Source organism: Micromonospora sp. DT231 (assembly GCF_049847025.1).
GTDB lineage: Bacteria > Actinomycetota > Actinomycetes > Mycobacteriales > Micromonosporaceae > Micromonospora.
Genome location: NZ_JBNCNO010000014.1, coordinates 88,406 through 112,001 on the forward strand (window position 1 = coordinate 88,406; position 23,596 = coordinate 112,001).

The following is a 23,596-nucleotide window of genomic DNA, read 5'->3' on the forward strand; positions in this document are numbered from 1 at the left end:
CAGGTGGCCGACGCCCGTGCAGCGGCGGCCCCTAGCAGCGATCAGACGCCAGTTCATCGCCCTTCGGGCGGTTTTGCCGGAATCCCCCCGCAGATCGCGGGTCCCCCACCCGCCGATCAGGCGGTTGTGGTGCCGGTTTGGTGCCACGGCGGGGGCTTTGTCACCCACCACGACTGCATGATCGACCCGGGTGGGGTGGGGGTGGGCTAGTGGAGGAGGGTCTGGGGGTGGGGGGCTTCGGGGGTGGGGCGGTCCTGGCGCAGCTCGGTCAGCAGGTCGGCTCGGCCGAGCTGGCGTGCCACCCGGTCGACCACCCGCTCCGCGGCGGCCAGCGACCGCACCGAGAGCAACCGACCGCGGCTCTCCCGGCGTAGCACGAAGTAGTGGACGGCGGCGCGGACCTGGCCGCGATCGGCGGCGCTGGCCTGGGCGGTGCACAGGACCAGCTCCCGAAGGCAGCGGGCGAGGCGTTCGGCGAGCTCGAACTCGGCGCCGTGCAGGCCGCCACGGAGCGCGGCGAGGTGGCTGTCGACCTTGCGAATCAGCACGTCGGTGCCGGGTTCGACGGTGTGCTGCTCGCCGGCCATCAAATCCCCTCACCCCCGGTTCGCGTTGGCAGTGAAGTTACTTTATGTTGCTCCTTGGAAGCAAGCAGTTAAGTGAGACTTAACGTATTAAGCGCACGTTCCATGCTTTTTGCTTTTGTCCGGCGCATTCCACCGCCGCTCGGTCGTCGTTGTCGTACCGGCGGGGCAGGATGGACCGGTGACCGGGGCAGACGCAGACGCCGGCGCGGTGCTCGCCGGCTTCGGCCCGGCCACCCGCGCCTGGTTCGAGGCCGCCTTCGCCGCTCCCACCGCCGCGCAGACCGGCGCCTGGCGGTCGGTCGCCGCCGGCCGCAGCGCCCTCGTGGTCGCACCCACCGGTTCCGGCAAGACACTCGCGGCCTTCCTCTGGTCACTGGACCGGCTGGCCCGCGAGCCCACGCCGGCCGAGGCGCGGCAGCGGTGCCGGGTGCTCTACGTCAGCCCGCTCAAGGCCCTCGCCGTCGACGTGGAACGCAACCTGCGCGCGCCGCTGGCCGGCATCCGGCAGGCGGCCACCCGGTTGGGCGTCGCACCGCCCGACATCACCGTCGGCATGCGCACCGGCGACACCCCGGCCGACGAGCGACGCGCCTTCGCCCGCACCCCACCGGACATCCTCATCACCACGCCCGAGTCGCTGTTCCTGCTGCTCACGTCCGCCGCCCGCGATTCGCTGCGCGGCGTCCAGACGGTGATCGTCGACGAGGTGCACGCGGTGGCCGGCAGCAAACGCGGCGCCCACCTGGCCCTCTCCCTCGAACGCCTCGACGAGCTGCTGCCCGCTCCGGCGCAGCGCATCGGCCTCTCCGCCACCGTCCGGCCGATCGACGCCTGCGCGCAGTTCCTGGGCGGCGCCCGCCCGGTCGACGTCGTGCAGCCGGCCACCTCGAAGACGATCGAGGTGAGCGTGCAGGTCCCGGTGGAGGACATGACCCGCCTGGACGAGCGGGAGCAGCCACCGGAGGACGATCTGGGCGGCCCCGGGCCACGGCGCGCCTCGATCTGGCCGGCCGTGGAGGAACGGGTCTTCACCCTCATCGGGCAGCACCGCTCCACAATCGTCTTCACCAACTCCCGCCGCAGCGCCGAGCGCCTCTGCGCCCGGCTCAACGAGCTGGCCGCCGAGGCGGTGGCCGCCGAAGCGTTGGCCTCCGCGTCGGGCGAGGACGCGATCGTCGTACCCGAGGGGTTGTCGGCCGGCGACGACCCGGCGGCCGACGACGACCCGGTGTCCGGCGCGCAGCGGTGGGGTGGGCCCGCCGGTCCGCTGCGCAACCGGCCGCCGGCCGAGGTGATGGCCCAGTCCGGCGCGGCCGGCGGCGCGGCGCCGGTGATCGCCCGCGCCCACCACGGCAGCGTCTCCCGGGAGGAGCGCAAGCACATCGAGGAGGCGCTCAAGTCCGGCCAGCTCCCCGCGGTGGTGGCCACCTCCAGCCTGGAGCTGGGCATCGACATGGGCGCGGTCGACCTCGTGGTGCAGATCGAGGCCCCACCGAGCGTGGCCGCCGGGCTGCAACGGGTCGGCCGGGCCGGGCACCAGGTGGGCGCCGTCTCCCGGGGGGTGGTCTTTCCCAAGCACCGCGGCGACCTGCTCTCCTGCGCGGTGGTCGCCGAGCGGATGACCGACGGCGCGATCGAGGAGCTGCACTACTCGCGCAACCCGCTGGACGTGCTGGCCCAACAGATCGTCGCGATGGTGGCACTGGAGCCGTGGCCGCTCGGCGACCTGGCCGTCCTGGTGCGGCGGGCCGCGCCCTTCGCCGAGCTGCCCGACTCCGCGCTGCACGCCGTGTTGGACATGCTCTCCGGCCGCTACCCGTCCACCGCGTTCGCCGAGCTGCGCCCCCGGCTGGTCTGGGACCGGGCAACCGACCTGCTCACCGGCCGTCCCGGCGCGCAGCGACTGGCGGTGACGAGCGGCGGCACCATCCCGGACCGAGGGCTGTTCGGGGTCTTCCTGGCCGGCGCCGAACGGGCCGCCCGGGTCGGCGAGTTGGACGAGGAGATGGTCTACGAGTCCCGGGTCGGTGACGTCTTCCTGCTCGGCTCGTCCTCCTGGCGCATCGAGGAGATCACCCCCGACCGGGTGCTGGTCTCGCCCGCCCCCGGGCAGGCCGCCCGGATGCCGTTCTGGAAGGGCGACCAGCTCGGCCGCCCGGTGGAGCTGGGCCGGGCCATCGGCGCCCGGGTGCGCACCCTGCTGCGGCAGAGCGACGAGGCGGCCCTGGCCACGTTGCGGGACGGTGGGCTGGACGACTGGGCCGCCGGCAACCTGATGGCATACCTGCGCGAGCAGCGCGAGGCCACCCGCTCGCTGCCCGACGACCGCACGGTCGTGGTCGAGCGGTTCCGCGACGAGCTGGGCGACTGGCGACTCGCCGTGCACAGCGTCCTCGGTGCCCGGGTCAACGGGCCGTGGGCGCTCGCGGTGGGCCGCCGGCTGGCCGAGCGGTACGGGGTGGACGCCCAGGTGATGCCCTCCGACGACGGCATCGTGGTGCGCCTGCCGGACACCGCCGACGAGCCGCCCGGCGCCGACGTGGTGGTCTTCGAGCCGGACGAGATCACCCAGCTGGTCGAGGAGTCGGTCGGCACCTCCGCGCTGTTCGCCGCGCGCTTCCGCGAGTGCGCCGCCCGTTCGCTGCTGCTGCCCCGCCGCGACCCACGCCGCCGGCAACCGCTGTGGCAGCAGCGGCAGCGCGCCGCGCAACTGCTCGACGTCGCCCGCGAGTACGCGGACTTCCCGGTCACCCTGGAGGCCGCCCGGGAGTGCCTCCAGGACGTCTTCGACCAGCCGGCGCTGGCCGGGCTGATGCGCGACCTGGCCAGCCGGAAGGTACGGCTGGTCGAGGTCGAGACGAGCGCGCCGTCGCCGTTCGCCCGGTCGCTGCTCTTCGGCTACGTCGGCGCGTTCCTCTACGAGGGCGACGCCCCGCTCGCCGAGCGGCGCGCCGCCGCGCTCGCCCTGGACTCCACACTGCTCGGTGAGCTGCTCGGCCGGGTCGACCTGCGCGAGCTGCTCGACCCCGCCGTGCTCGCCGAGACCGACCGGCAGCTGCGGTGGCTGACCGAGCAGCGCCGACCCCGCGACGCGGAGGACGTGGTCGAGCTGCTGCGGGTGCTCGGTGACCTGAGCGACGCCGAGTTGACCGAGCGGGACGTGCCGGAGACCTGGCTGACCGGGCTGGAGGCCACCCGGCGGGTGCTGCGGGTGCGGATCGCCGGCGAGCAGCGCTGGGTGGGTGTCGAGGACGCCGCCCGGCTGCGCGACGCCCTCGGCGTGGCGTTGCCGGTCGGGGTGGCCGAGGCGTACCTCGCCCCGGTGGCCGATCCCCTCGGCGACCTGGTGGCCCGCTACGCCCGCACCCACGGGCCGTTCGCCGCGGCCAGCTGCGCGGCCCGCTTCGGGTTGGGCGTGTTCGTCGTCGAGCAGGCGCTGCGCCGGCTCGGCGCCACCGGGCGGGTGGTCTCCGGGGAGTTCACCCCGGATTCGGCAGGCGCCCAGTGGTGCGACGCCGAGGTGCTGCGGATGCTGCGCCGCCGCTCGCTCGCGGCGCTGCGCCGGGAGATCGAGCCGGTGCCGCCCCGGGCGCTGGCCGCGTTCCTGCCCCGTTGGCAGCAGGTCGGCTCGTCCGCCCGCGGGGTGGAGGCGCTCGCCGCGACGGTCGAGCAGTTGCAGGGTGCGGCCGTGCCCGCGTCCGCCCTGGAACGGTTGGTGCTGCCCGGCCGGGTCGCCGACTACTCCCCCGCCCAGCTCGACGAGCTGTGCGCCAGCGGGGAGGTGCTCTGGGCCGGGTCGGGGGCGATCTCCGGGGGCGACGGCTGGGTCACCCTGGCGTACGCGGACGCCGCCCCGCTGCTGCTCCCGCCGCCCGACGAGGCGCTGACCCGCACCCCGCTGCACGACGCGGTGCTCGACGCGCTCGGCGACGGGCAGGCGCTGTTCTTCCGGCCGCTGGCCGACCGCGTCGGCGCGACCGACGACGCCGCCCTGACCGGGGTGATCTGGGACCTGGTCTGGGCCGGGCACCTCACCAACGACACCCTCGCCCCGCTGCGCGCGGTCCTCGGCGCCGGCGGTGCGCACCGATCCCGGCCGTCCGCGCCGCGCACCCGCTACCGGCGTCCCGGTCGGGTGGCGCTGCCCACCCGGGGTGGTCCGCCGACCGTCGCCGGCCGCTGGTCCCGCCTCCCGGAGCGCGACGTCGACCCGACCCGGCGTGCGGCCGCCCTCGCCGACGTCCTGTTGGAGCGGCACGGGGTGGTCACCCGCGGCGCGGTGATGGCCGAACAGGTGGTCGGCGGGTTCTCGGCGGTCTACCCGGTGCTGTCGGCGCTCGAGGAGCGCGGTGCCGCCCGCCGGGGTTACTTCGTCGAGGGGCTGGGCGCGGCGCAGTTCGCGGTGCCCGGTGCGGTGGACCGGCTGCGCGCGCTGGCCGAGCCGATGGACGGCACCCGGGCCCGGGGAGCGCCGGCCACCGTCCTCGCCGCCACCGACCCGGCCAACCCGTACGGCGCCGCGCTGCCCTGGCCGGACCGGGTGGTCGACTCCGGCGACGGGGCCACCCCGGCAACCGGGCACCGGGCCGGCCGCAAGGCCGGCGCGCTGGTCGTGCAGGTCGGCGGTGACCTGGTGCTGTACGTGGAACGCGGTGGCCGGACGCTGCTGTCCTTCACCGACGACACCGAGACGCTCGCGGTGGCCGGCAAGGCGCTCGCCGACGCCGTCCACTCCGGCGCGTTGGGCGCGTTGTCGGTGGAGCGGGCCGACGGCGAGGCGGTGCACTCCTCGCCGCTGCGCGACGCGCTCACCGCCGCCGGCTTCCGGGCGACCCCGCGCGGCCTGCGCCTGCGCGGCTGACCCGCCCCGGCGCACTGCTCAGCGAAGGCCGTCGAGCACCTTCTCGTAGCGCGGGCGGTCGGCCGCCGGGGTCTTCGCCTCAAGGTAGTTGAGCACCACCGCGCCACGGCGGTACGACTGGCCACCCCAGGTCTCCGCGATGTCGCCGGCGCTTGTCTCGTCCGGGAAGACGTACACGGTGACGGCGTCGGTGGCGATCAGTTCGGAGCAACCCAGGCCGAGCCCGTCCGGTCCGCAGTCGACCGAGCGGTCCAACGGGCGCGGCACCTTGAGGCCGGCGGCCCGGAACGCGTCGACGACCTGCTTCGCCCCGGGCGCCCCGGCCGGTCGTTTGGGCAGCACCACAGGCGGCGGACTGGCCGGCCGGCGCTGCGGCGGCCCCGGCGGGACAACGGAGGGTGCGGCCGGTGGGGGTGGCGCACCGCCGGTGCCGGGCGGGGCCACCGAGGGCGTCGGCGCGCTCGGCGACACGGCGGCCGTCGGGGCCACGTCGGGCGACGCCGGCGAGGCGGACGAGGCGGTGGGAACCGCGCGCGGCGGGTCGGCGTCGTCACCGCCGCAGCCGGCGGTGAGGGCGACGGCGGCCAGCAGCACCGCGACGGCGGGCACGCTCCGAAGGGTCACCAGGGCAGTCTGCCCCGCACCGCTGCGCGACGGGAGGGGCCGGTCGGCCACCGCGCTGTCCCATTTCCGCCATCCGCGGGTCGACCGCGCGTCGCCGGTACGCTCCAGGGCCGGCGAGGGACCGGGGGTCGACAGTGGACAGAGTGCGGGTACGGGCGGCGCGATCCGCCGAGCGGGCGGCCGTCGACGCGTTGCACGAGCGCGAGTGGGGTGGCCCGTACGTGGTCGCCCACGACACCCGGCACGACGTGCGTACCCTGCCAACCCTGGTGGCGGTCGACGGCGCGGCGGTGCTCGGGGCGCTTACCTACCGCACCGACGAGGACGGCCTGGAGGTGGTCACCCTCGTCGCGGCCTCGCCCGGCGGTGGCGTCGGTACGGCCCTGCTGGAGGCGGTGACCTCGATCGCGGCGGAGGCGGGACTGGCCCGGGTGTGGCTGATCACCTCCAACGACAACCTCCGGGCGCTGCGGTTCTACCAGCGGCGCGGCATGCGGCTGGTGCACGTGGACCGGGGCGCGGTGGACCGGGCCCGTCGACTCAAGCCGGAGATCCCGCTGGTGGGCGAGGACGGCATCCCGCTGCACGACGAACTCGTCCTGGAACGGCGCACCGACGTCGAGGGTTAGCCTGCGGGGATGTCCGACACGCCCTGGATATCCCTGACCACCGACTACGGCCTCACCGACGGTTTCGTGGCCGCCTGCCACGGGGTGATCGCCCGGCTCGCGCCGACCGTCCGGGTCCTCGACGTGACCCACCTGGTGCCACCCGCGGACGTGCGGCGGGGCGCCGCCGTGCTGGCGCAGACGGTGCCGTACCTGCCCGTGGGTGTGCACGTGGCGGTGGTCGACCCTGGGGTGGGCACCGCCCGGCGGGGGGTCGCGCTGGCCACCCCTGGTGGGCTGCTTGTCGGTCCGGACAACGGGCTGCTGCCGGACGCCGCCGCCGCTCTCGGCGGGGTGACCGCGGCGGTGCGGCTGACCGAGCCGCGCTGGCTGGCCGAGCGGGTGTCCGCCACGTTCCACGGACGGGACGTCTTCGCGCCGGTGGCGGCCCGGCTGGCGCTCGGCGCGCCCCTGGCCGAGGCGGGGCCGCCGGTCGACCCGGACGGCCTGGTCCGGCTGCCGACGCCGACGCTGGCCCGCGACGACGAGGGCTTCACCGCCGAGGTGTTGACCGTGGACCATTTCGGCAACGTCCAGGTGGCCGCACCGGCGCACCTGCTGGACAGGCTTCCGGCGGAGCTGCGGGTCGGGCCGCCCGGTGCGGAGCCGACCCGGACGGCCGTCCGGGGACGGACCTTCGGCGACGCCCCGGCCGATGGCCTGGTGGTGTACGTCGACTCGGCCGGGCTCGTCGCGGTCGCGGTCAACGGCGGGCGGGCGGTGGACCTCCTTCGGGTGGCCCCGGGTGACGTCCTGCGGGTTTCCCGCTGATATTCGACTGTGGAATGCTGCCCCGGTGGGTGAACAAGTGGTTCCCGTGGGCTGTCCCTGCTGTGCATCCCGGACCGGTGGGGGGACCTGCCCGGTCTGTTTCTGGACCGACGACGGCCAGACCGACGCCGACGCCGACGCGGTCCGGGGTGGCCCCAACGGCGACCTGAGCCTCTCGCACGCTCGACTCAACTACGCCGTCTACGGCGCCAGCCACCCGCGTTACCAGGACATGGTGCGCCCGGCCCGCCCCGACGAGCGCCCCTGAGGGCACCCGCCGGGGCGAGCACGGGTCAGCAGACCGGCACGACGCCTCCGTAGACGACCGAGATGTAGGCGTGGCTGACGTACTGGCCGGTGGCCAGCCGGTCCCAACGGGTGGTGGTGCCGTAGGGACCGGCCACGGACTGGCCGGTGACGTAGCACTGGATCGGCACGTTGGCGAACCGGGCAGCAAGACCACGGCTCGGGTACGACGTGCTGGCCCCGGCGCGGACGGTGAGCGGCCCGTCACCGACCACGCCGCGCAGCCCGCCACCGGTCCACAGGTAGGCGACGTCCACCCACGCGTTGGTGGTCAACTGGAGACCGTCCCAGAAGGTGCCGTCGGCCAGGTCGACGGCGGCCGGGTTGAGCACCGTCCTGCCGAACTGGTCCCGCCCGCCGTTGAAGCCGGACTGGTAGGCGGCCTGCGCCTCGGGTCGGCCCTGCCCCAGGATCTTCCAGTTCTCCCGCACCGCCGACGGGTTCCAGTAGTCGTCGCGGGTGTTCCACGGCCCGACGTCCCAGACCGGGGCGTACTCGCAGCGGGAGCCGCTGGTGGTGCAGACCCGCACGGAGTAGTCGCCCGAGTTGAGCGGGGACAGGCTGCGCCGCGACGGTAGCGCCACGAAATGGTCCCGGGGTTGCACGGTGCGGCCGTTGGCGGTCTGCTGGCCGACCAGGCCGATGCGGGTGGCGTACACCCGGTAGGTGAGGCCCGGCGTGGCGACGGCGACGGCGGCGGTCGTGTCGGCGGTGAGCTGGACGCCCCGTACCGTCGCGGTGGCGCCGCCGGCGGTGGCGGTCAGGACGACCCTGCTCTGCACCCGGCTCACCGGGTGGTCGAAGACGGCGCCTGCGGTGGCGGTCCGCCACTCGGTCCAGCCACTGACCCGCCAACCACGGACCTGGGCCTCGACTGTGGCGCCCGCCGGGGTATGGGCGCTGACCTGGGCGCGGACCCGGGTGGCCGGCCGACTGAGGGTCCGGGGAGCGCTCAGCAGCATCCCCTCGGCGACTGCGCTTCGCGGGCTGCGTCCGGCGGGCCGGGCCTCGCGCAGGCGCAGCCCGGCGGCGGTGCGCCGGACGTTTACGTCGTCCCGGTCGACGACGGACAGGTCGGCGTTCCACCGTTCGCCGCCAGGTGCGGCGGCGGTGCGGGTGAGTGGGCTTCCGGCGGCGGGAGTCTGGCCGGCGGCGGGTAGGAGGGTTGCGGTGAGGGCGAGGGCGAGGGGGACGACGAGGGCGAGGGACCGAGTACGACAATGCAGCCTGGACATAGGCATTCTCCTCAGAACTCCCTGACCATCGCATGTCGGGAGATCAGGAGGAACCGGTGTACAAATAGCGACACATGCGAATGCCACTCAAATGAGGGAGAATGACAGGGTGCCCGAAGGCGACACCGTCTGGAACACCGCGCGTGTGCTGCACCGCGCGCTCGCCGGCGCGCGGATCACCGACAGTGACTTCCGCGTGCCCCGGCTGGCGACCACCGACCTCACCGGTTGGACCGTCCGCGAGTCGGCCAGCCGGGGCAAGCACCTGCTGCTCCGCCTCTGCGCCCCGGACCAGGCGCACTGGACCCTGCACTCGCACCTGCGGATGGACGGGGCCTGGCGGGCGTACGCCCCGGGGGAACGCTGGACCGGCCGGCCCGCGCACCTGATCCGCGTGGTGCTGCGCAGCCCCGGCGCGGTCGCGGTCGGCTATCACCTGCACGAGCTGACCCTCGTGCCGACCGCCGAGGAGGACCAGCTGGTCGGCCACCTCGGCCCCGACCTGCTCGGCCCGGACTGGGACCCGGACGAGGCGGTCCGCCGACTCGCCGGCCACCCGGAACAGACCATCGGCGAGGCGCTGCTCGACCAGCGCAACCTGGCCGGGGTGGGCAACCTCTACAAGTGCGAGGTGCTGTTTCTGCGCGGGGTGTCCCCGTGGACGCCGGTCGGCGCGGTGCCCGACCTGCCCGGCCTGGTGGCCCTCGCCCAGCGGCTGCTCGCCGCCAACCGTGGCCGGTGGACGCAGAGCAGCACCGGATCCCTGCACCGGGGCCAGACCAGCTACGTCTACGGTCGCCGCGCCCAGCCGTGCCGCCGCTGCGGCACCGCGATCCGCAAGGAGGAGTTGGGCGAGAGGGTCACCTACTGGTGCCCGGTCTGCCAGCCCGACCACCCCGGCACCCCAGAATCCGGCTGACCAGGGCGGCGATCTACGAAGTCCGGCCCAGATACGGACGATTGGGTAATTCCTATCCGGCCGTCGGAGTCGCATGCTGCGGTTGAGTGCTCACCGATCGTCAACAGAGCGCCGAGGCAGCCACGCCGGGGTGGTGACCCTCGCGCCCCGACCCGGGGAGAGTCATGGCGTTGTTCCGCAGACTCCGCTCCACCTTCTTCGAACGGGCCACCCGCGACACCGACGGCCGTGTCAACGGCGCGACGGCGTCCGTGCCGGCCGCGCGTACCGCCGAGGAGACCGCCCCGGCACCGAGCCTGGACCCGGCCGTGCCGCCCCGCTGCTTCGGGCCGGTGCCGAACTTCGCCCACAGCCCTCGCCCGACGCGCGACACCGCCGGGCGGCTGACGCCCGGGAGCGGGCTGCGCAAGTTCGTCGACCCACTGCCCGTCCCGGGCCGGCGCGACGGCACCGACCTCGGCGGCCACCTGCCGGTGGCAACGCCGGACACCATCACCTTTCCGGGCTGCGACTACTACGAGATCGTCGTGCAGGAGTACGCGCAACGGCTGCACCGGGACCTGCCGGCCACCCGGCTGCGCGGCTACCGGCAGCTCAACCTGGGCACCGACCCGGCGGGCCACAACACGGTGGCGCCCCCGGAGCGGCCCTGGCACCTCGGCCCGATGATCCTCGCCCGGCGGGGCCGACCGGTCCGGGTGAAGTTCATCAACCACCTGCCGACCGGCCGGGCCGGCGAGTTGTTCCTGCCGGTCGACGACACCGTCGAGGGGGCCGGGATCGGCCCGCTGGACGGGCCCGCCCCGTTTCCGCAGAACCGCGCCGTGCTGCACCTGGCCGGGGCGCACACCGGCTGGAACAGCGCCGGCAACCCGGGGCAGTGGATCACGCCGGCCGGGGAGATCACCCCGTACCCGATCGGGGTGGGCGTGACAGACGTGCCGGACATGCCGGCGCCGGGCGCCGGGGCCACCACCCTGTACTACCCGAACGAGCAGAGCGGCCGGCTGCTGTGGTTCCACGACAACACCCTCGGACTGGCCCGGCTCACCGTGTACGGCGGACAGCTCGCGCTCTACCTGCTCACCGACCCGGCCGAGGAGCAGCTCGTCGCCGACGCGGTGCTGCCGGCCGACCAGCTGCCGCTGGTGATCGAGGACAAGACGTTCGTGCCGGACGACGCCCAACTCGCCGCCGAGGACCCCACCTGGGACCGGGAACGCTGGGGGGCCCGGGGCAGCCTCTGGCACCCGCACGTCTACCAGCCGCGGCAGAACCCGTACCGGTCCGGCGGACGCAACCCCACCGGCCGGTGGGACTACGGCCCCTGGTCGCGTGATCCCGCCGCGGACAGCGCACGCGCCGACGGCTGCGTCGCCAACCCGCACCACGATCCGGTCGACGCACCGGACGAGCCACCGCTGCGCCCCGGCGTGCCGTACCCGTCGGCGGTGCCCGAGGCGTACGGCGACACCCCGCTCGTCAACGGCGTCGCCTACCCGTACCTGGAGGTGGCGCCGCGCGCGTACCGGTTCCGGATCCTCAACGCCTGCCTGGACCGCAGCCTCAACCTCCAGCTCTACCGGGCCTGCTCCGACGCGCCGATGTGGACCGCCGACGGGGCGCTCGCCGAGGCCGAAGCGGGGGAGGTGCCGATGGTGCCGGCGGTGCGGGCGGCGGACCGGCCGCCGGGGTGGCCGACCGACGGACGCGACGGCGGTGTGCCGGATCCGCGCGCCGCCGGGCCGGAGTTCATCCAGATCGGCAACGAGGCCGGGCTGCTGCCCGCCCCGGTGGTGCTGCCGAACCGGCCGGTCGGCTACCGCTACGACCGGCTCGACCCCACCGTGCTGAACGTCGACGGGCACACCCTGCTGCTCGCCCCGGGCGAACGGGCCGACGTGCTTGTCGACTTCTCCACCGTGGCGCCGGGCAGCACGCTGATCCTGTACAACGACGCCCCGGCGCCGCTGCCCGGCTTCGACCCACGCTACGACCAGCACACCGACGCACCGGACCGGACGGCCGAGGGTGGGCCGCCGGGCACCGAGCCGGGGTACGGCCCGAACACCCGTACCCTGCTCCAGTTCCGGGTGGCGGGGGCCCCGGCGCCGACGTACGACCTGGGCCGGCTGCGGGACCGGCTGCCCGTGGCGTACGCGGCCAGTCAACGTCCGCCGATCGTGCCGCAACCGGCGTACGACCCGGCGTTCGGCACCCGTACCGCGTCGACGACGACGGTGCCGGTGCACGCCACCTCGGTGACGATCACACCGACGGCCGCGGCGGGCCCGGTGACGCTGCCGATCGCGGTCAAGGCCGTCCAGCAGGTCTTCGAGCCCGACCACGGCCGGCTGGTCGGCCGACTCGGCGTCGGACACCCGCACGCCGGGCCGCTCAACCCGACGACCCTGCCCCTCGGTCCGACCGACCCGGTCACCGAGGTGCTCTTCGCCACCGACCCGGCCGTGCCGTTGGGCAGCGCGACCGACGGCACCCAGCTCTGGCGGATCAGCGGCAACGTCCGGCAGACCGAACCGCTGCATTTCGGCGGCTGCGACGTGCAGGTGGTCAACCGGGTCGGTTGGGACGGCACGCTGCGGCTCCCGCACGGCACCGAGTTGGGCTGGAAGCAGATCGTCCGGGTCAACCCCCGGGAGGACGTGGTCGTGGCGCTGCGCCCGGTCGCCCCGGCGTTGCCGTTCAAGCTGGGTGACAGCGTCCGGCTGCTCGATCCCTGCCGCCCGGCCGGTGCCCGGACCGGCTCGACCCCGGTGAGCCCGGCGGACGGGCGACCCGCCACAGTGGTCAACCAGCTGGTCAACCTCGGCTGGGAATACCGCTGGCACAGCCACCTCGCCGGCCACCGCGACGGCGGGATGACCCGGCCACTGGTGCTGCGGGTGACGCCGAAGGCGCCGACCGGGCTGACCGCCACGCCGGTGCCGGGCTCGGCCACCGCGCTACCCGCGATCGCGCTCGCCTGGACCAGCAACGGTGGCCGTCCACCGGCCACCAGTCACCTGCTGCAGCGCGCCACCGACGCGACATTCGACGGGGAGGTCACCACGATCACCGTCGCGGCGGCCGCCAGCCGGTACACGGACGCGTCGGTCACTCCCGGGGTGACCTACCACTACCGGATCCGGGCGGAGAACGCGGTCAGCTACTCGTCCTGGTCCAACGGGGTGCCCGCCTCGGTGCACCTGGCCGCGCCGAGTGGCCTGGTCGCGGCACTGCCGCCCGCCGCGCCGCTGCGGGCGGGCCTGCGCTGGACGAACCGGTCGTTCGCCACCGGCATCGACGTGCAGCGGGCCACCAACCCGACGTTCACCAGCGGGCCGGGCATCACGGCGATCGGTGCCGGCGACAACCACCTGGACGTCTCGATCGCGCCGGACACCACGTACTACTACCGGGTGCGGACCACCTACCTCGGTGCCGCCTCGGCCTGGTCGACGGTCGCCACGGTGACCTCTCCGCCCGCGCCGGGCACCCCGAACGGGGTGGACGCCACGGCGAGCGCACCCGGGCCGGACACCGCGACTGTGGTCCTGGTGTGGGCGGCGAGCACCCCCGCCGGCCCGGGGTCGGGGTTCATCGTGCAGCGGGCGCTGGACCCGGCGTTCGACCGGGAGGTGGCCACCTTCACGGTGACCGGTCGCGGCTTCAGCAACACGGGACTGACCCGGGGCGTCACCTACCACTACCGGATCAGGTCGTTCAACGTGGTGGGCAGTTCGCCGTACACGGAACCGGTCCGGGTCACGACGCCGCCGTGACCGGGCCGGCGCGGTGCTCTCAGCGGGTCGGCGCGCGCAGCGGAGTGCCGAGGCCGCGCAGCTCTCAGCGGGTCGGCGCGCGCAGTGGAGTGCCGACGCCGCGCAGCTCGGCCAGCGCACCGGCCACCCCGTGCAACAGGTCGGTCGCCTCGGTGAGCCGGTCGGCCGCCGGGTGCGCGGGCTCCGGTCGGGCGTCCTCGGCCAGGTAACCGGCGGCGGCCACCACCAGCCGTTCGTAGGCCGCCACCCCGCCCTCCAACTGGGCGGTCAACATGGCGTGGGCCTCGGCCAGCGGCGGGCGGGCGTCGGCCGGGGCCAGCCGCAACGCCCGTTCGACGCTTGCCACCCGTGCGGCCAGGTCACGCAGCGAACGGTCGGCGGCGGCGGCCTCCAGCACCGCCGGCTCGGCCAGCCCGGTGAGCCGGGGAGCCATGCCGGCCAGGGTGAGCGCAGCCCGGTCGAGTCGGGCCCACTGCTCGCCCGCGCTGGTGCCGCGCAGGGCGATCCGGGAGCGGACCCGGCGGACCTCGGCCAGCACCCCCGGGCCGACCGGCAGCCGCTCCACGGCGGCGATCAGCCGGGCCCGCGACCGGGCCGCGGCCTCCGCCGGGTCGAGGGCGGGCGGTGCCGGCTGGGCGGCGAGGGCACGCACGTCGATCCAACGCCAGGCGGCGAGCGCCACCGCACTGCCCGCGGCACCGGCCCAGGCCGCGTCGGGCAGACCGAGGCCGGCGTACGGGGTCAGCACCGCAGCCGCGCCGCCGAGCCCACCGGCGAGCACGCTCCACCGTCGGGCGGAGCGGCGAAGCCGACCCAGTTTGCGGAAGTAGCGTGTCCGCTCGTCTGCCACCCTGACCTCCTCGGTCCGGTCGTTCAGCCGGCGGCTGTCGGGTCGCCGGTGCCCCGCTCACGGGCCATGCTGGCGCGCAGCTCGTCGAGTCGGGCGGCGGCCGTCGGGTCGGTGGCCGGGCCGGCCTTCTCGGCCTGCGGCACGGCGGGTCGTTGCGACGCGCCGCCGAGCTGCTCCCCCGCCATGCTGGACCGGATCTGCTCCAGCCGGGCCGAACCGGCTGAGTCGATCGTCGCCTTCTGGATCTCCAACATCCGACCCTCGACGGAGTTGCCCGCCAGCTCGGCACGGCCCATCGCGTTGGCGTACCGCCGCTCGATCCGATCGCGCACCTCGTCCAGGGACGGGGTGTTCGTGGGCGCGGTGAGCGACGACATCGACTCCAGCGAGCGGGCCACCGACTCCTGCATCTTGGCCTGCTCCAGTTGGCTGAGCAGCTTGGTGCGCTCGGCGAGCTTCTGCTGGAGGATCATCGAGTTGTTCTCGACCGCACGGCGGGCCTGGGCGGCGGCGCCCAGCGCCTGGTCGTGCAGGGTCTTCAGGTCTTCGGTGGCCTGTTCGGCGGAGACCAACTGGGTGGCCAGGGTCTGCGCCGACTGCTCGAACCGCACGGCCTCGGCCTCGTCACCCTTGGCCCGGGCCTGGTCGGACAGCACCAGGGCCTGCCGGGCGTTGCCCTGCAACCGCTCGACCTCGGACATCTGCCGGGACAGCTTCATCTCCAGCTGACGCTGGTTGCCGATCACCGCCGCAGCCTGCTGGACGAGCGCCTGGTGCTGCCGCTGGGCATCCTCGATGGCCTGCTGGATCTGCACCTTCGGATCGGCATGCTCGTCTATTTTCGCACCGAAGAGCGCCATCAGGTAGTTCCAACCCTTGACGAACGGGTTCGCCATCTCCGCCGTATCCCCTCAGTAGCGTCGCTCCACCACGGCCGGCCGGGCCGGATGGACCGACTGGCCACCACCGGCCGATCTCCATCGTCCCAGCCGAACGCCAACGAGGCATCCGTACCGGGCGGTCGACCGCGCCGGCAGCTCCTGTGGGCCACCCTACGCGGCCGGAGCCAGCCCTCCCACGGTCCGACCGAGCGGCGGGCTCAGGCGGCGCAGACCACGTCCCGGTCGCGCTCGGTCGGGCGGACGCGCGAGCTGCGCAGCGTGGCCTTGAGCGGCGAGTCCTGGCGGACCGAGACGGCGACCTTGCCATCGGAGGTGACCTGACGGACGCCCCGGCCGGTGTTCTTGGACACCGCCCCGGCGTCGGCCGACTCGTCCTGCATCGAGACGAGCACCTCGGGCATCTGCTCGGCGAGCGCCACGGTGTCGCTCACCTCACGGAGAAGCTCGGACAGACGGGCACCGAGGGCGTCGCAGATCGCGGCGAGCAGCTCGCTGGACGGCTCCTTGTGCCCCCGCTCGATCTCGGAGAGGTAGCCGAGGCTGACGTTGGCGGCGGTGGAGACCTCGCGCAGCGTGCGCTGCTGCCCCTGCCGGCGCGCCCGCAGTGCGTCACCGATCACCCGGCGTAGCAGGATCATCGCACCTCCCCCTGAGGGATACCTCGCGCCCGGCGCTGGGCGGCCGGCCGCGGCGGACCGCGCCGACCCCGAAACGTCGGAGCCTTCCCGCAACCGTACCCGTTGTGAGCCCAGCCGACATCCCGCCCCGCCCGTCGGTTCGCCGAGACCAGCTCACGTCGGGCGGCGTCGACCGTTCCCAACTGCCCGGATGCCCGGGGCCGGTCGCGGAGTCGGTTTTCCTGGCGAGGGCCGCTACCGCGTCGGTCCGCCCCCGCTTCGTCGCCTAGGTCGTGGGCAGCGCGGGGGTCGCGGTTTCGGCGGCGTGGATCCGCTCGGCGAGCAGCCGCAGCGCCTCGACCACCGCGGCGGCGCGGACGTGGTCGCGCCCGCCGCCCAGGTCGAGTTGCCGGACCGCACCGCCGTTCGGGCCGGCGACCGCGACGTAGACCAGGCCGACGGGCTTGCCGTCCTGCGGCTCGGGGCCGGCGACGCCGGTGGTGGCCACTCCCCAGTCCGCGCCGCAGCGCTGGCGGCCACCCGCGGCGAGCGCCGCCGCCACGTCCGGGTCCACCGGCCCCCGCTCGGACAGCAGGTCGGCGGGCACGTCGGCCAGGGTGCCCTTCAACTCGGTGGCGTAGACCACGAGGCCGCCCCGGTAGATCCGGCTGACGCCGGCGATGTCCACGATCGACGCGGCCAGCAGCCCGCCGGTGAGTGATTCGACGGTGGCGAGGGTCTCGTGCCGCTGCACCAGCCGGTGCACGACTCCCGCTGCCGCACTACCCACCTCGGCGTCATCCGCCCCACCATCCGCCGGCCGCTCACGACCAGTATCCCGCTGCATCAACAAGTCCTTCCCGCCACACCCACACCCTTCCCCACCCACCAACCCCCAACCCTGCCACCCCCACCCCACCCAACCCACCCCACCCGCCCCGATCGCGTCGCCCACCCACCCCCCCCGATCGCGTCGATCATGAGGTTATAGCTGCGACACGCCGCGCCGGACGCCGATAACCTCATGATCAACGGGGTTCGGGCGGGGCGGGGGTGGGGGCGGGGGCAGCCGGGGGCCGGGGTGGGGGTGGGGGTGGGGGTGGGGTGGGGTGGGGGTGGGGGTGGGGTGGGGCTTTAGCGGGGGCGGCGGAGGCGGAGGGCCTGGGCTATGTAGTCGAAGCCGGTGGCGACCGTCACCAGGACGGCGGCGGCCATGATCCATGGGCCGACGGCGGCGAGGGCGGCGGGCATCGGCCAGAGATACCAGGCGATGGCCAGGATCTGGAGCGCGGTCTTGACCTTGCCGCCTCGGCTGGCCGCGATCACGCCGTGCCGGATCACCCAGAACCGCAGCCCCGTGATGCCCAGCTCGCGGACGAGGATCAGCGCGGTCACCCACCAGGGCACCTGGCCGTACCAGGAGAGCAACACCAGGGCGGCGCCGGTGAGCGCCTTGTCGGCGATCGGGTCGGCCACCTTGCCGACCGACGTGACGAGCCCGAACCGGCGGGCGATCCAGCCGTCCACCAGGTCGGTCGCCGACGCCACCGCGAAGATCAGACAGGCCGCCATCCGCCAGCCGGCGTGGGTCATCCCGGACATGATCACCGAGGCGGCGAAGACCGGCACCAACGCGAGCCGCAGGGCGGTGAGCGCGTTGGCCGCGTTGACGATCGGCACCACGGCGACCACCCGGGCCGGCGTCGACTCCGTCGCCCCGGTCACCGCCGCGCTCCGTGGCGTACCCGGCACCGCACCACTGGGCTCCCCCGCTCCGCCTGGGCCCACCGTCACCGTGCCGCGCCGGGCGCCGCCGAGATCATCTCATCCGGCACCGCCAGCAGGTCCACCCCTTCGGTGCCGGTGACCGTTGCGCGTACCAGGTCACCGGGTCGCAGCGCGGCGAGGTCGACCCCACCCTCGGCCGGGGCGACCAGGGTGGTGGAACCGTCCACCTCCGGCGCCTGGTGCGCCGCCCGACCCTCCACCACGCCGTCCTCGACCGAGTCGACGAGCACCTCGACGGTTGAGCCGAGGCGGTCCTCGGCCCGCTGCGAGCACAGCTCGTCGGCGAGCGCGCTCAGCCGGTCGTAGCGCCGCTTGATCGTCGCGGCGGAGACCTTGCCGGGCAGGCCGGCGGCCTCGGTGCCGTCCTCGTCGCTGTAGTCGAACATGCCGATCGCGTCCAGCCGGGCCTCGGTCAGGAACCGGACCAGCTCGTCGACGTCGGCGCGGGTCTCGCCGGGGAAACCGACGATGAAGTTGCTCCGGGCGCCCGCGTCCGGGGCCAACGCCCGGGCGCCCGCCAGCAGCTCCAGGAAACGGTCGGTGGAGCCGAAACGTCGCATCCGGCGCAGCACCGGCTCGCTGGAGTGCTGGAACGACAGGTCGAAGTACGGGGCCACGCCCGGGGTGTTGGCGATCGCCTCGACCAACCCGGGGCGGGTCTCCGCCGGCTGGAGGTAGCTCGCCCGCACCCGGACGATGCCGGTCACGGCGGCGAGCTGCGGCAGCAGCTTCTCCAGCGCGCGGGGGTCGCCCAGGTCCTTGCCGTACGAGGTGGAGTTCTCACTGACCAGCACCAGCTCCCGTACGCCGGTCTTGGCCAACCACTCCGCCTCGGCGAGCAACTCGTCCGGGGTACGCGAGACGAACGCTCCCCGGAAGGCGGGAATGGCACAGAACGCGCAGCGCCGGTCGCAGCCGCTGGCCAGCTTCAACGAGGCCACCGGGCCGGTGTCCAGTCGGCGGCGCAGGATCTGCCGCAGGTGCGCGGGGGTGTGCTCGTCGGTGTCGACGGCGGTGCGGCTCACGGTGCCGTGACCGGGCAGCGACACGGCGCTGTCGCGCCGCTTCACCGGGGTCAGCGGCAGCAGCTCACGCCGGTCTCGCGGGGTGTGCGCGGTGACCTGCTCACCGGCGACGACCGCGTTCAGCCGGGCGGCGATGTCCGGGTAGTCGTCGAAGCTCAACACCGCCTGCGCCTCGGGCAGGCTGTCGGCCAGCTCCCGGCCGTACCGCTCGGCCATGCAGCCCGCCGCGACCACCTTGGCGCCGGTCCCGGCGGCGGCGAGCAGGGTCTGGATGGAATCCTGCTTGGCCTTCTCCACGAAGCCGCAGGTGTTGACGACGACCACGTCGGCGCCCTCGCCGTCGGTGGTCACCTGCCAGCCGTCGGCGTGCAGCCGTGCGGCCAGCTCCTCCGAGTCGACCTCGTTGCGGGCGCAGCCCAGGGTCAGCAGGGCGACGCGACGGCCCTCGGCGTTGTCAGAGGGAGCGGGAGAGGTGGCAGACACCATCCGAGGGTACCGGGCCGTCCGGGGAAGCCCACGCACGCGGGGCTGCGGTGACGACCCGGCCACGCGGCCCGGCACCGAATCGGTCACCGGGTCCCCCGCCGGCGCTCAGCGCGCCACGGCGCCCATGCGGGTCAACGCGTCGAGCAGGAAGACCTCGGTGCCGGCCAGGCCGGTGGAGCAGAAGACCGAGATCTCATCCGCGGTGGTCCGGCCGGGAACGGCGCCGGCCAGGACGCCGCCCAGGTCGCGCAACCGCCCGGCGTACGGGGGCGTGGCGGCGAGCATCGGCGGCTGGTAGTCCGCAGCCTGTGCTGGCGAGTCGGTGACCAGCAGGTCGGCGGCGTCCAGCAGGTCGGTGCCGAACTCGCTGCGGTCACGCTGCTTGAAGCCGACCGCGTTGAGGTGCGTGCCGGGGCTGAGGTCGGCGGCGCGGAGCACCGGGGTCGGGCTTGTCGTCGCGAGCACCACGATGTCCCGCCCGGCGACGGCCGAGCCGGGGTCGGTCACCGTCCGGGCGGGCACGCCCAGTTCGGCGCGGACCCGCGCGGCGAAGGCGTCCCTCCGGGCGGCGGAGCGGCTGTGCACCACCACCTCGCGCAACGGGCGGACCGCGGCGGCGGCCCAGACCTGGGTCCAGGCCTGCCGGCCGGAGCCGACCACGCCGAGGGTGGCCGCGTCCGGGCGGGCCAGGGCGTCGACCGCCAGGCCACCCAGTCCTCCGGTACGACGGGAACCCAGCTCCTCGCCCACCGCGACCGCCCGGATCGCCCCGGTGCCCGCGTCGTGCAGCACCACCACCTGCTCACTCCGTGGGTGGCCGAAGGTGTCGTAGGAGCGGAAGCCGTACCACTCGCCGACCAGGTGCCCGGCGGTGAGCACCAGCCGCCCACCGCTGAGCGGAGCGGCGGCCCGAGGCGGGGCCACGAGACGTCCCTCGTACGCGGCCAGGAGGGCGGCCCGCATGACGTCGACGGTGGTGGCGGCGTCCAGCGCGGCGGCGACCTCGGAGTCGGCATAGATCAGCGTCATGGTGGTCATCCTGCAAGTTAGAGTCAAGTGCAGGTCAAGACGGGGTGGCGGGAGTCACTGCGCCCACCGGCACCCGACCCGTCCACCCGCCAGCGCCTCACCCGTCCAGCCGCCACGACGGCCGACCGGTGCTAGCGTCGGCCTCGGTGGCCCGCGGCCACCCCGGACGAGTGGTGGGCGTACCCGGTCAGGCCAAGACGCCCCGCGACGTGCAGACCCGACTCGTCCCCGGCCCCGGCGGCCCGGGCACTCCCGCGTGAGGTGAACGATGGCCTGGCTGGTACTGGTGATCTCCGGACTGTTGGAGACGGCCTGGGCGGTCGCCCTGGACCGCAGCGCCGGCCTCAGCCGGCTCGTCCCGTCCGTGGTGTTCGCGGTGACGCTGGTCCTGAGCATGGCCGGTCTGGCGTACGCGCTGCGCGAGATCCCGGTCGGCACCGGGTACGCGGTCTGGGTCGGCATCGGCGCGGTCGGCACGGCGCTGGTCGGGATGCTGGTGCTCGGCGAGTCGGCGAGTCTGCCCCGGATCCTGTGCCTGCTGCTGGTGGTCGCCGGCGTGATCGGCCTGAAGATCTTCCACTGAGGAACCGTGGTGCGGGTGACCGCCGATCAGTCCACGTCACCGCGCAGGCCGGACAGGACCTCCTCCAACTCGTCCGGCTTGACCAGCACGTCACGTGCCTTCGATCCCTCGGACGGCCCGACCACCCCACGGGTCTCCATCAGGTCCATCAGCCGGCCCGCCTTCGCGAAACCGACACGCAGCTTGCGCTGGAGCATCGAGGTCGAGCCGAACTGCGAGGTCACCACCAGCTCCACCGCCTGCACCAACAGGTCGAGGTCGTCGCCGATGTCCTCGTCGATCTTCTTCTTGGTCTCCTGCGCGGGGGCCAGCACGTCCTTGCGGAACTCCGGCTCGCGCTGGTCCTTGCAGAACTTCACGACGTCGGCGATCTCGCGCTCGGTGACCCAGGCGCCCTGGATGCGTACCGGCTTGGAGGCGCCCATCGGCAGGAAGAGCCCGTCGCCGCGACCGAGCAGCTTCTCCGCGCCCGGCTGGTCGAGGATGACCCGGGAGTCCGCGAGCGAGGAGGTGGCGAACGCCAGCCGGGACGGCACGTTCGCCTTGATCAGACCGGTCACCACGTCGACCGAGGGCCGCTGGGTGGCCAGGACCAGGTGGATGCCGGCCGCGCGGGCCAACTGGGTGATCCGGACGACCGAGTCCTCCACGTCGCGCGGAGCGACCATCATCAGGTCGGCCAACTCGTCCACGATCACCAACAGGTACGGGTACGGGCGCATCTCCCGTTCGCTGCCCGGCGGGGCCTTGATCTCGCCGTTGCGGACCTTGCGGTTGAAGTCGTCGATGTGCCGGACCCCGTTGGCGGCGAGGTCGTCGTAGCGCATGTCCATCTCGCGGACCACCCAGTCCAGCGAGTCGGCCGCCTTCTTGGCATTCGTCACGATCGGGGTGACCAGGTGCGGGATGCCCTCGTAGCCGGTCATCTCGACCCGCTTCGGGTCGATCAGCAGCAGGCGTACCTCGTCCGGGGTGGCCCGGGTGAGGACGGACACCAGCAGGGTGTTGAGGCAGCTCGACTTGCCCGCGCCGGTGGCCCCGGCTATCAAAATGTGCGGCATCTTCGCGAGGTTGGCCACCACGTAGCCGCCCTCGATGTCCTTGCCGAGCGCCACGACCATCGGATGGTGGTCGCTTGTCGCCGCACGTGAGCGCAGCACGTCGCCGAGGGCGACGTTCTCCGGATCGGTGTTCGGGATCTCCACGCCGACCGCGCTCTTGCCCGGGATCGGGCTGAGGATCCGCACGTCCGGCGACTTCACGGCGTACGCGATGTTGCGGGAGAGCTGGGTGATCCGCTCGACCTTGACGCCGTGGCCCAGCTCGACCTCGTAGCGGGTGACCGTCGGGCCACGGGTGAAGCCGGTGACCGCGGCGTCCACGTCGAACTGGTCGAACACGCCGGTCAGCGCGGCGATCACCTCGTCGTTGGCCTTGCTGCGGGTCTTCGCGGCGGCACCGGCGCTGAGCATGTTGGGCGGTGGCAGGGTGTAGTCGCCGGCCAGTCCGGTGAGCGCGAGCTGCTCGGCGCGCGTCGGCGCGGGCGAGTGCTCCGGCGGCTCGACCGGCGGCCGGCGGCTCGCCGGCACCTTCGCCGGGGACTTGCGCGGCAGCACCATGGTTTCCTGGAGGTCCGCGCCGTCCAGGTCCTCGAAGTCGTCCGGGTCCACCGGCGCAGGGGTCCGCTTCGCCGGCCGCTTCCGCGGCCGCTGGGCGGCCGGCTCGTCGGCTTCCTCGGCGGCCTCCGGTGTGGCGACCAGCCCGCCGGCCAACAGGCCCAGCCGCTCCGGGATCTTGTTGATCGGTGTCGCGGTCACCACGAGCAGACCGAAGAGCAGCAGCAGGATCAGCAGCGGCACCGCCACCCAGGCGGTGACCGCGCGTTCCAGCAGCCCGCCGATGCCGGCGCCGACCAGCCCGCCCGCGAAGTCCCGCTGCAGCGGGTTGCCCGGGGCCTGACCGATGTGGAGCAGCGCGGCGGTCGAGACGAGCAGTGAGCTCCAGCCGATCAACCCGCGACCCCGGTGCTCCGGGTCGGCCGGCTGACGCATCAACCGCCACGCGCCGATCATCAGCAGCACCGGTACGACCACCGAGATCGCGCCCAGGAACAGCCGGATCGTGTCGGCCAGTTGCGCGCCCACCGGACCCGCTCCGGAGAGCCACAGCGCCACGGCGGTGAGCAGGGCGAACCCGAACATCAGCAGCCCGGCGCCGTCCCGGCGGTGCTCCGGGTCGAGGTCACGGGCGGAGGCGGCCTGCCGACCGGCGGCCCGCACCGCCCAGCCCATCCCGTGTGCCACGCCCATCCACAGTGCGCCCACCGCGCGGCCCACGTAGACGGCCGCGCCGGGTCGCGCCGGCGTCGTACGACGACGGACCGGCGCCCGGGTCTTCTTCGCCGGTTGACGGGCACGACTGTTGGTGCCACCGCGCGGCGACGCGCCGCGCCGCCGGCTCGCCTGAGAGGTACGGCCCGCCATAGAGTCACGGTAACGGTGGGGCCGGGCAGATCCCCGCTTTTCCGGGTCGTGTCCGCGCGTCGTAACACGAACCCCGCCGC

The 23,596-nt window shown here is 74.2% G+C and carries 18 protein-coding genes and 1 riboswitch; of the genes, 7 read left to right on the top strand and 11 right to left on the bottom strand.

Going from position 1 to position 23,596, the window contains the following annotated elements; all coding sequences use genetic code 11:
* Positions 1-206: 206 nt before the first annotated feature.
* Complete coding sequence (locus ACPXBU_RS28705; protein WP_393375332.1) at positions 207-587, bottom strand: hypothetical protein; 381 nt, start codon at positions 585-587, stop codon at positions 207-209.
* 178 nt (positions 588-765) lie between these two features.
* On the opposite strand from ACPXBU_RS28705, the gene ACPXBU_RS28710 reads away from it, so the two are divergent.
* A complete protein-coding gene (locus tag ACPXBU_RS28710) occupies positions 766-5,448 on the top strand; it encodes an Lhr family helicase (protein ID WP_425760476.1) in 4,683 nt (1,560 codons plus the stop codon).
* A gap of 18 nt (positions 5,449-5,466) precedes the next feature.
* Here ACPXBU_RS28710 and ACPXBU_RS28715 read toward each other — a convergent pair whose 3' ends face one another.
* Complete coding sequence (locus ACPXBU_RS28715; protein ID WP_425760478.1) at positions 5,467-6,072, bottom strand: hypothetical protein; 606 nt, start codon at positions 6,070-6,072, stop codon at positions 5,467-5,469.
* Between the two features lie 143 nt (positions 6,073-6,215).
* Between ACPXBU_RS28715 and ACPXBU_RS28720 the strand changes: the two genes are divergently transcribed.
* The 3 genes from ACPXBU_RS28720 to ACPXBU_RS28730 are packed head-to-tail and all read left to right on the top strand — an operon-like array spanning position 6,216 to position 7,779.
* Entirely contained in the window at positions 6,216-6,701 is a 486-nt protein-coding gene (locus ACPXBU_RS28720; RefSeq protein ID WP_425760479.1) for a GNAT family N-acetyltransferase, read from the top strand.
* Between the two features lie 9 nt (positions 6,702-6,710).
* On the top strand, positions 6,711-7,511 hold the full coding sequence (locus ACPXBU_RS28725; RefSeq protein WP_425760481.1) for an SAM hydrolase/SAM-dependent halogenase family protein: 801 nt from the start codon (positions 6,711-6,713) through the stop codon (positions 7,509-7,511).
* Positions 7,512-7,536: 25 nt separating this feature from the next.
* Positions 7,537-7,779 carry a CPCC family cysteine-rich protein gene (locus ACPXBU_RS28730; RefSeq protein ID WP_110566168.1) on the top strand — a complete coding sequence of 81 codons (243 nt, stop codon included), beginning with the start codon at positions 7,537-7,539 and terminating at the stop codon, positions 7,777-7,779.
* A 25-nt stretch (positions 7,780-7,804) separates the two neighbouring features.
* Here ACPXBU_RS28730 and ACPXBU_RS28735 read toward each other — a convergent pair whose 3' ends face one another.
* Complete coding sequence (locus ACPXBU_RS28735; protein WP_425760482.1) at positions 7,805-9,052, bottom strand: hypothetical protein; 1,248 nt, start codon at positions 9,050-9,052, stop codon at positions 7,805-7,807.
* A gap of 109 nt (positions 9,053-9,161) precedes the next feature.
* Between ACPXBU_RS28735 and ACPXBU_RS28740 the strand changes: the two genes are divergently transcribed.
* The gene (locus ACPXBU_RS28740) at positions 9,162-9,971 is read left to right on the top strand and encodes a DNA-formamidopyrimidine glycosylase family protein (protein WP_425760484.1); all 810 of its coding nucleotides are present in this window, start codon (positions 9,162-9,164) and stop codon (positions 9,969-9,971) included.
* 164 nt (positions 9,972-10,135) lie between these two features.
* Complete coding sequence (locus tag ACPXBU_RS28745; protein WP_425760486.1) at positions 10,136-13,753, top strand: hypothetical protein; 3,618 nt, start codon at positions 10,136-10,138, stop codon at positions 13,751-13,753.
* Positions 13,754-13,817: 64 nt separating this feature from the next.
* Here the strand turns inward: ACPXBU_RS28745 and pspM are convergent, their stop codons facing one another.
* The 7 genes from pspM to ACPXBU_RS28780 all read right to left on the bottom strand — a co-directional run bounded on the left by pspM (position 13,818) and on the right by ACPXBU_RS28780 (position 20,450).
* Positions 13,818-14,603 carry a phage shock envelope stress response protein PspM gene (pspM, locus tag ACPXBU_RS28750; protein WP_393375310.1) on the bottom strand — a complete coding sequence of 262 codons (786 nt, stop codon included), beginning with the start codon at positions 14,601-14,603 and terminating at the stop codon, positions 13,818-13,820.
* A gap of 23 nt (positions 14,604-14,626) precedes the next feature.
* On the bottom strand, positions 14,627-15,499 hold the full coding sequence (locus tag ACPXBU_RS28755) for a PspA/IM30 family protein (protein WP_393375307.1): 873 nt from the start codon (positions 15,497-15,499) through the stop codon (positions 14,627-14,629).
* Between the two features lie 203 nt (positions 15,500-15,702).
* Entirely contained in the window at positions 15,703-16,143 is a 441-nt protein-coding gene (locus tag ACPXBU_RS28760; protein WP_425760488.1) for a helix-turn-helix domain-containing protein, read from the bottom strand.
* A gap of 265 nt (positions 16,144-16,408) precedes the next feature.
* A complete protein-coding gene (locus ACPXBU_RS28765) occupies positions 16,409-16,969 on the bottom strand; it encodes a CinA family protein (RefSeq protein ID WP_425760490.1) in 561 nt (186 codons plus the stop codon).
* Between the two features lie 287 nt (positions 16,970-17,256).
* Entirely contained in the window at positions 17,257-17,847 is a 591-nt protein-coding gene (gene pgsA / locus ACPXBU_RS28770) for a CDP-diacylglycerol--glycerol-3-phosphate 3-phosphatidyltransferase (RefSeq protein ID WP_393375300.1), read from the bottom strand.
* Positions 17,848-17,912: 65 nt separating this feature from the next.
* Positions 17,913-19,421 carry a 30S ribosomal protein S12 methylthiotransferase RimO gene (gene rimO / locus ACPXBU_RS28775; RefSeq protein WP_393375297.1) on the bottom strand — a complete coding sequence of 503 codons (1,509 nt, stop codon included), beginning with the start codon at positions 19,419-19,421 and terminating at the stop codon, positions 17,913-17,915.
* Positions 19,422-19,526: 105 nt separating this feature from the next.
* A complete protein-coding gene (locus ACPXBU_RS28780) occupies positions 19,527-20,450 on the bottom strand; it encodes an ornithine cyclodeaminase family protein (protein WP_425760491.1) in 924 nt (307 codons plus the stop codon).
* Positions 20,451-20,593: 143 nt separating this feature from the next.
* Positions 20,594-20,657, top strand: a riboswitch (guanidine-III (ykkC-III) riboswitch).
* A 61-nt stretch (positions 20,658-20,718) separates the two neighbouring features.
* Here ACPXBU_RS28780 and sugE point away from each other — a divergent pair.
* Positions 20,719-21,033 (top strand): quaternary ammonium compound efflux SMR transporter SugE, encoded by a 315-nt coding sequence (gene sugE / locus ACPXBU_RS28785; RefSeq protein ID WP_393375291.1) that lies wholly within the window; start codon positions 20,719-20,721, stop codon positions 21,031-21,033.
* A 26-nt stretch (positions 21,034-21,059) separates the two neighbouring features.
* Here sugE and ACPXBU_RS28790 read toward each other — a convergent pair whose 3' ends face one another.
* The gene (locus tag ACPXBU_RS28790) at positions 21,060-23,516 is read right to left on the bottom strand and encodes an FtsK/SpoIIIE family DNA translocase (RefSeq protein WP_393375288.1); all 2,457 of its coding nucleotides are present in this window, start codon (positions 23,514-23,516) and stop codon (positions 21,060-21,062) included.
* Positions 23,517-23,596 lie beyond the last annotated feature (80 nt).

Excerpts from the sequence above, each read along its gene's own strand:
- ACPXBU_RS28705 (WP_393375332.1), bottom strand. The coding sequence starts at position 587 with ATGGCCGGCGAGCAGCACACCGTCGAACCCGGCACCGACGTGCTGATT.
- ACPXBU_RS28725 (WP_425760481.1), top strand. The coding sequence starts at position 6,711 with ATGTCCGACACGCCCTGGATATCCCTGACCACCGACTACGGCCTCACC.
- ACPXBU_RS28735 (WP_425760482.1), bottom strand. The coding sequence starts at position 9,052 with ATGTCCAGGCTGCATTGTCGTACTCGGTCCCTCGCCCTCGTCGTCCCC.
- ACPXBU_RS28745 (WP_425760486.1), top strand. The coding sequence starts at position 10,136 with ATGGCGTTGTTCCGCAGACTCCGCTCCACCTTCTTCGAACGGGCCACC.
- ACPXBU_RS28755 (WP_393375307.1), bottom strand. The coding sequence starts at position 15,499 with ATGGCGAACCCGTTCGTCAAGGGTTGGAACTACCTGATGGCGCTCTTC.
- ACPXBU_RS28760 (WP_425760488.1), bottom strand. The coding sequence starts at position 16,143 with ATGATCCTGCTACGCCGGGTGATCGGTGACGCACTGCGGGCGCGCCGG.
- ACPXBU_RS28765 (WP_425760490.1), bottom strand. The coding sequence starts at position 16,969 with ATGCAGCGGGATACTGGTCGTGAGCGGCCGGCGGATGGTGGGGCGGAT.
- rimO (WP_393375297.1), bottom strand. The coding sequence starts at position 19,421 with ATGGTGTCTGCCACCTCTCCCGCTCCCTCTGACAACGCCGAGGGCCGT.
- ACPXBU_RS28780 (WP_425760491.1), bottom strand. The coding sequence starts at position 20,450 with ATGACGCTGATCTATGCCGACTCCGAGGTCGCCGCCGCGCTGGACGCC.
- sugE (WP_393375291.1), top strand. The coding sequence starts at position 20,719 with ATGGCCTGGCTGGTACTGGTGATCTCCGGACTGTTGGAGACGGCCTGG.
- ACPXBU_RS28790 (WP_393375288.1), bottom strand. The coding sequence starts at position 23,516 with ATGGCGGGCCGTACCTCTCAGGCGAGCCGGCGGCGCGGCGCGTCGCCG.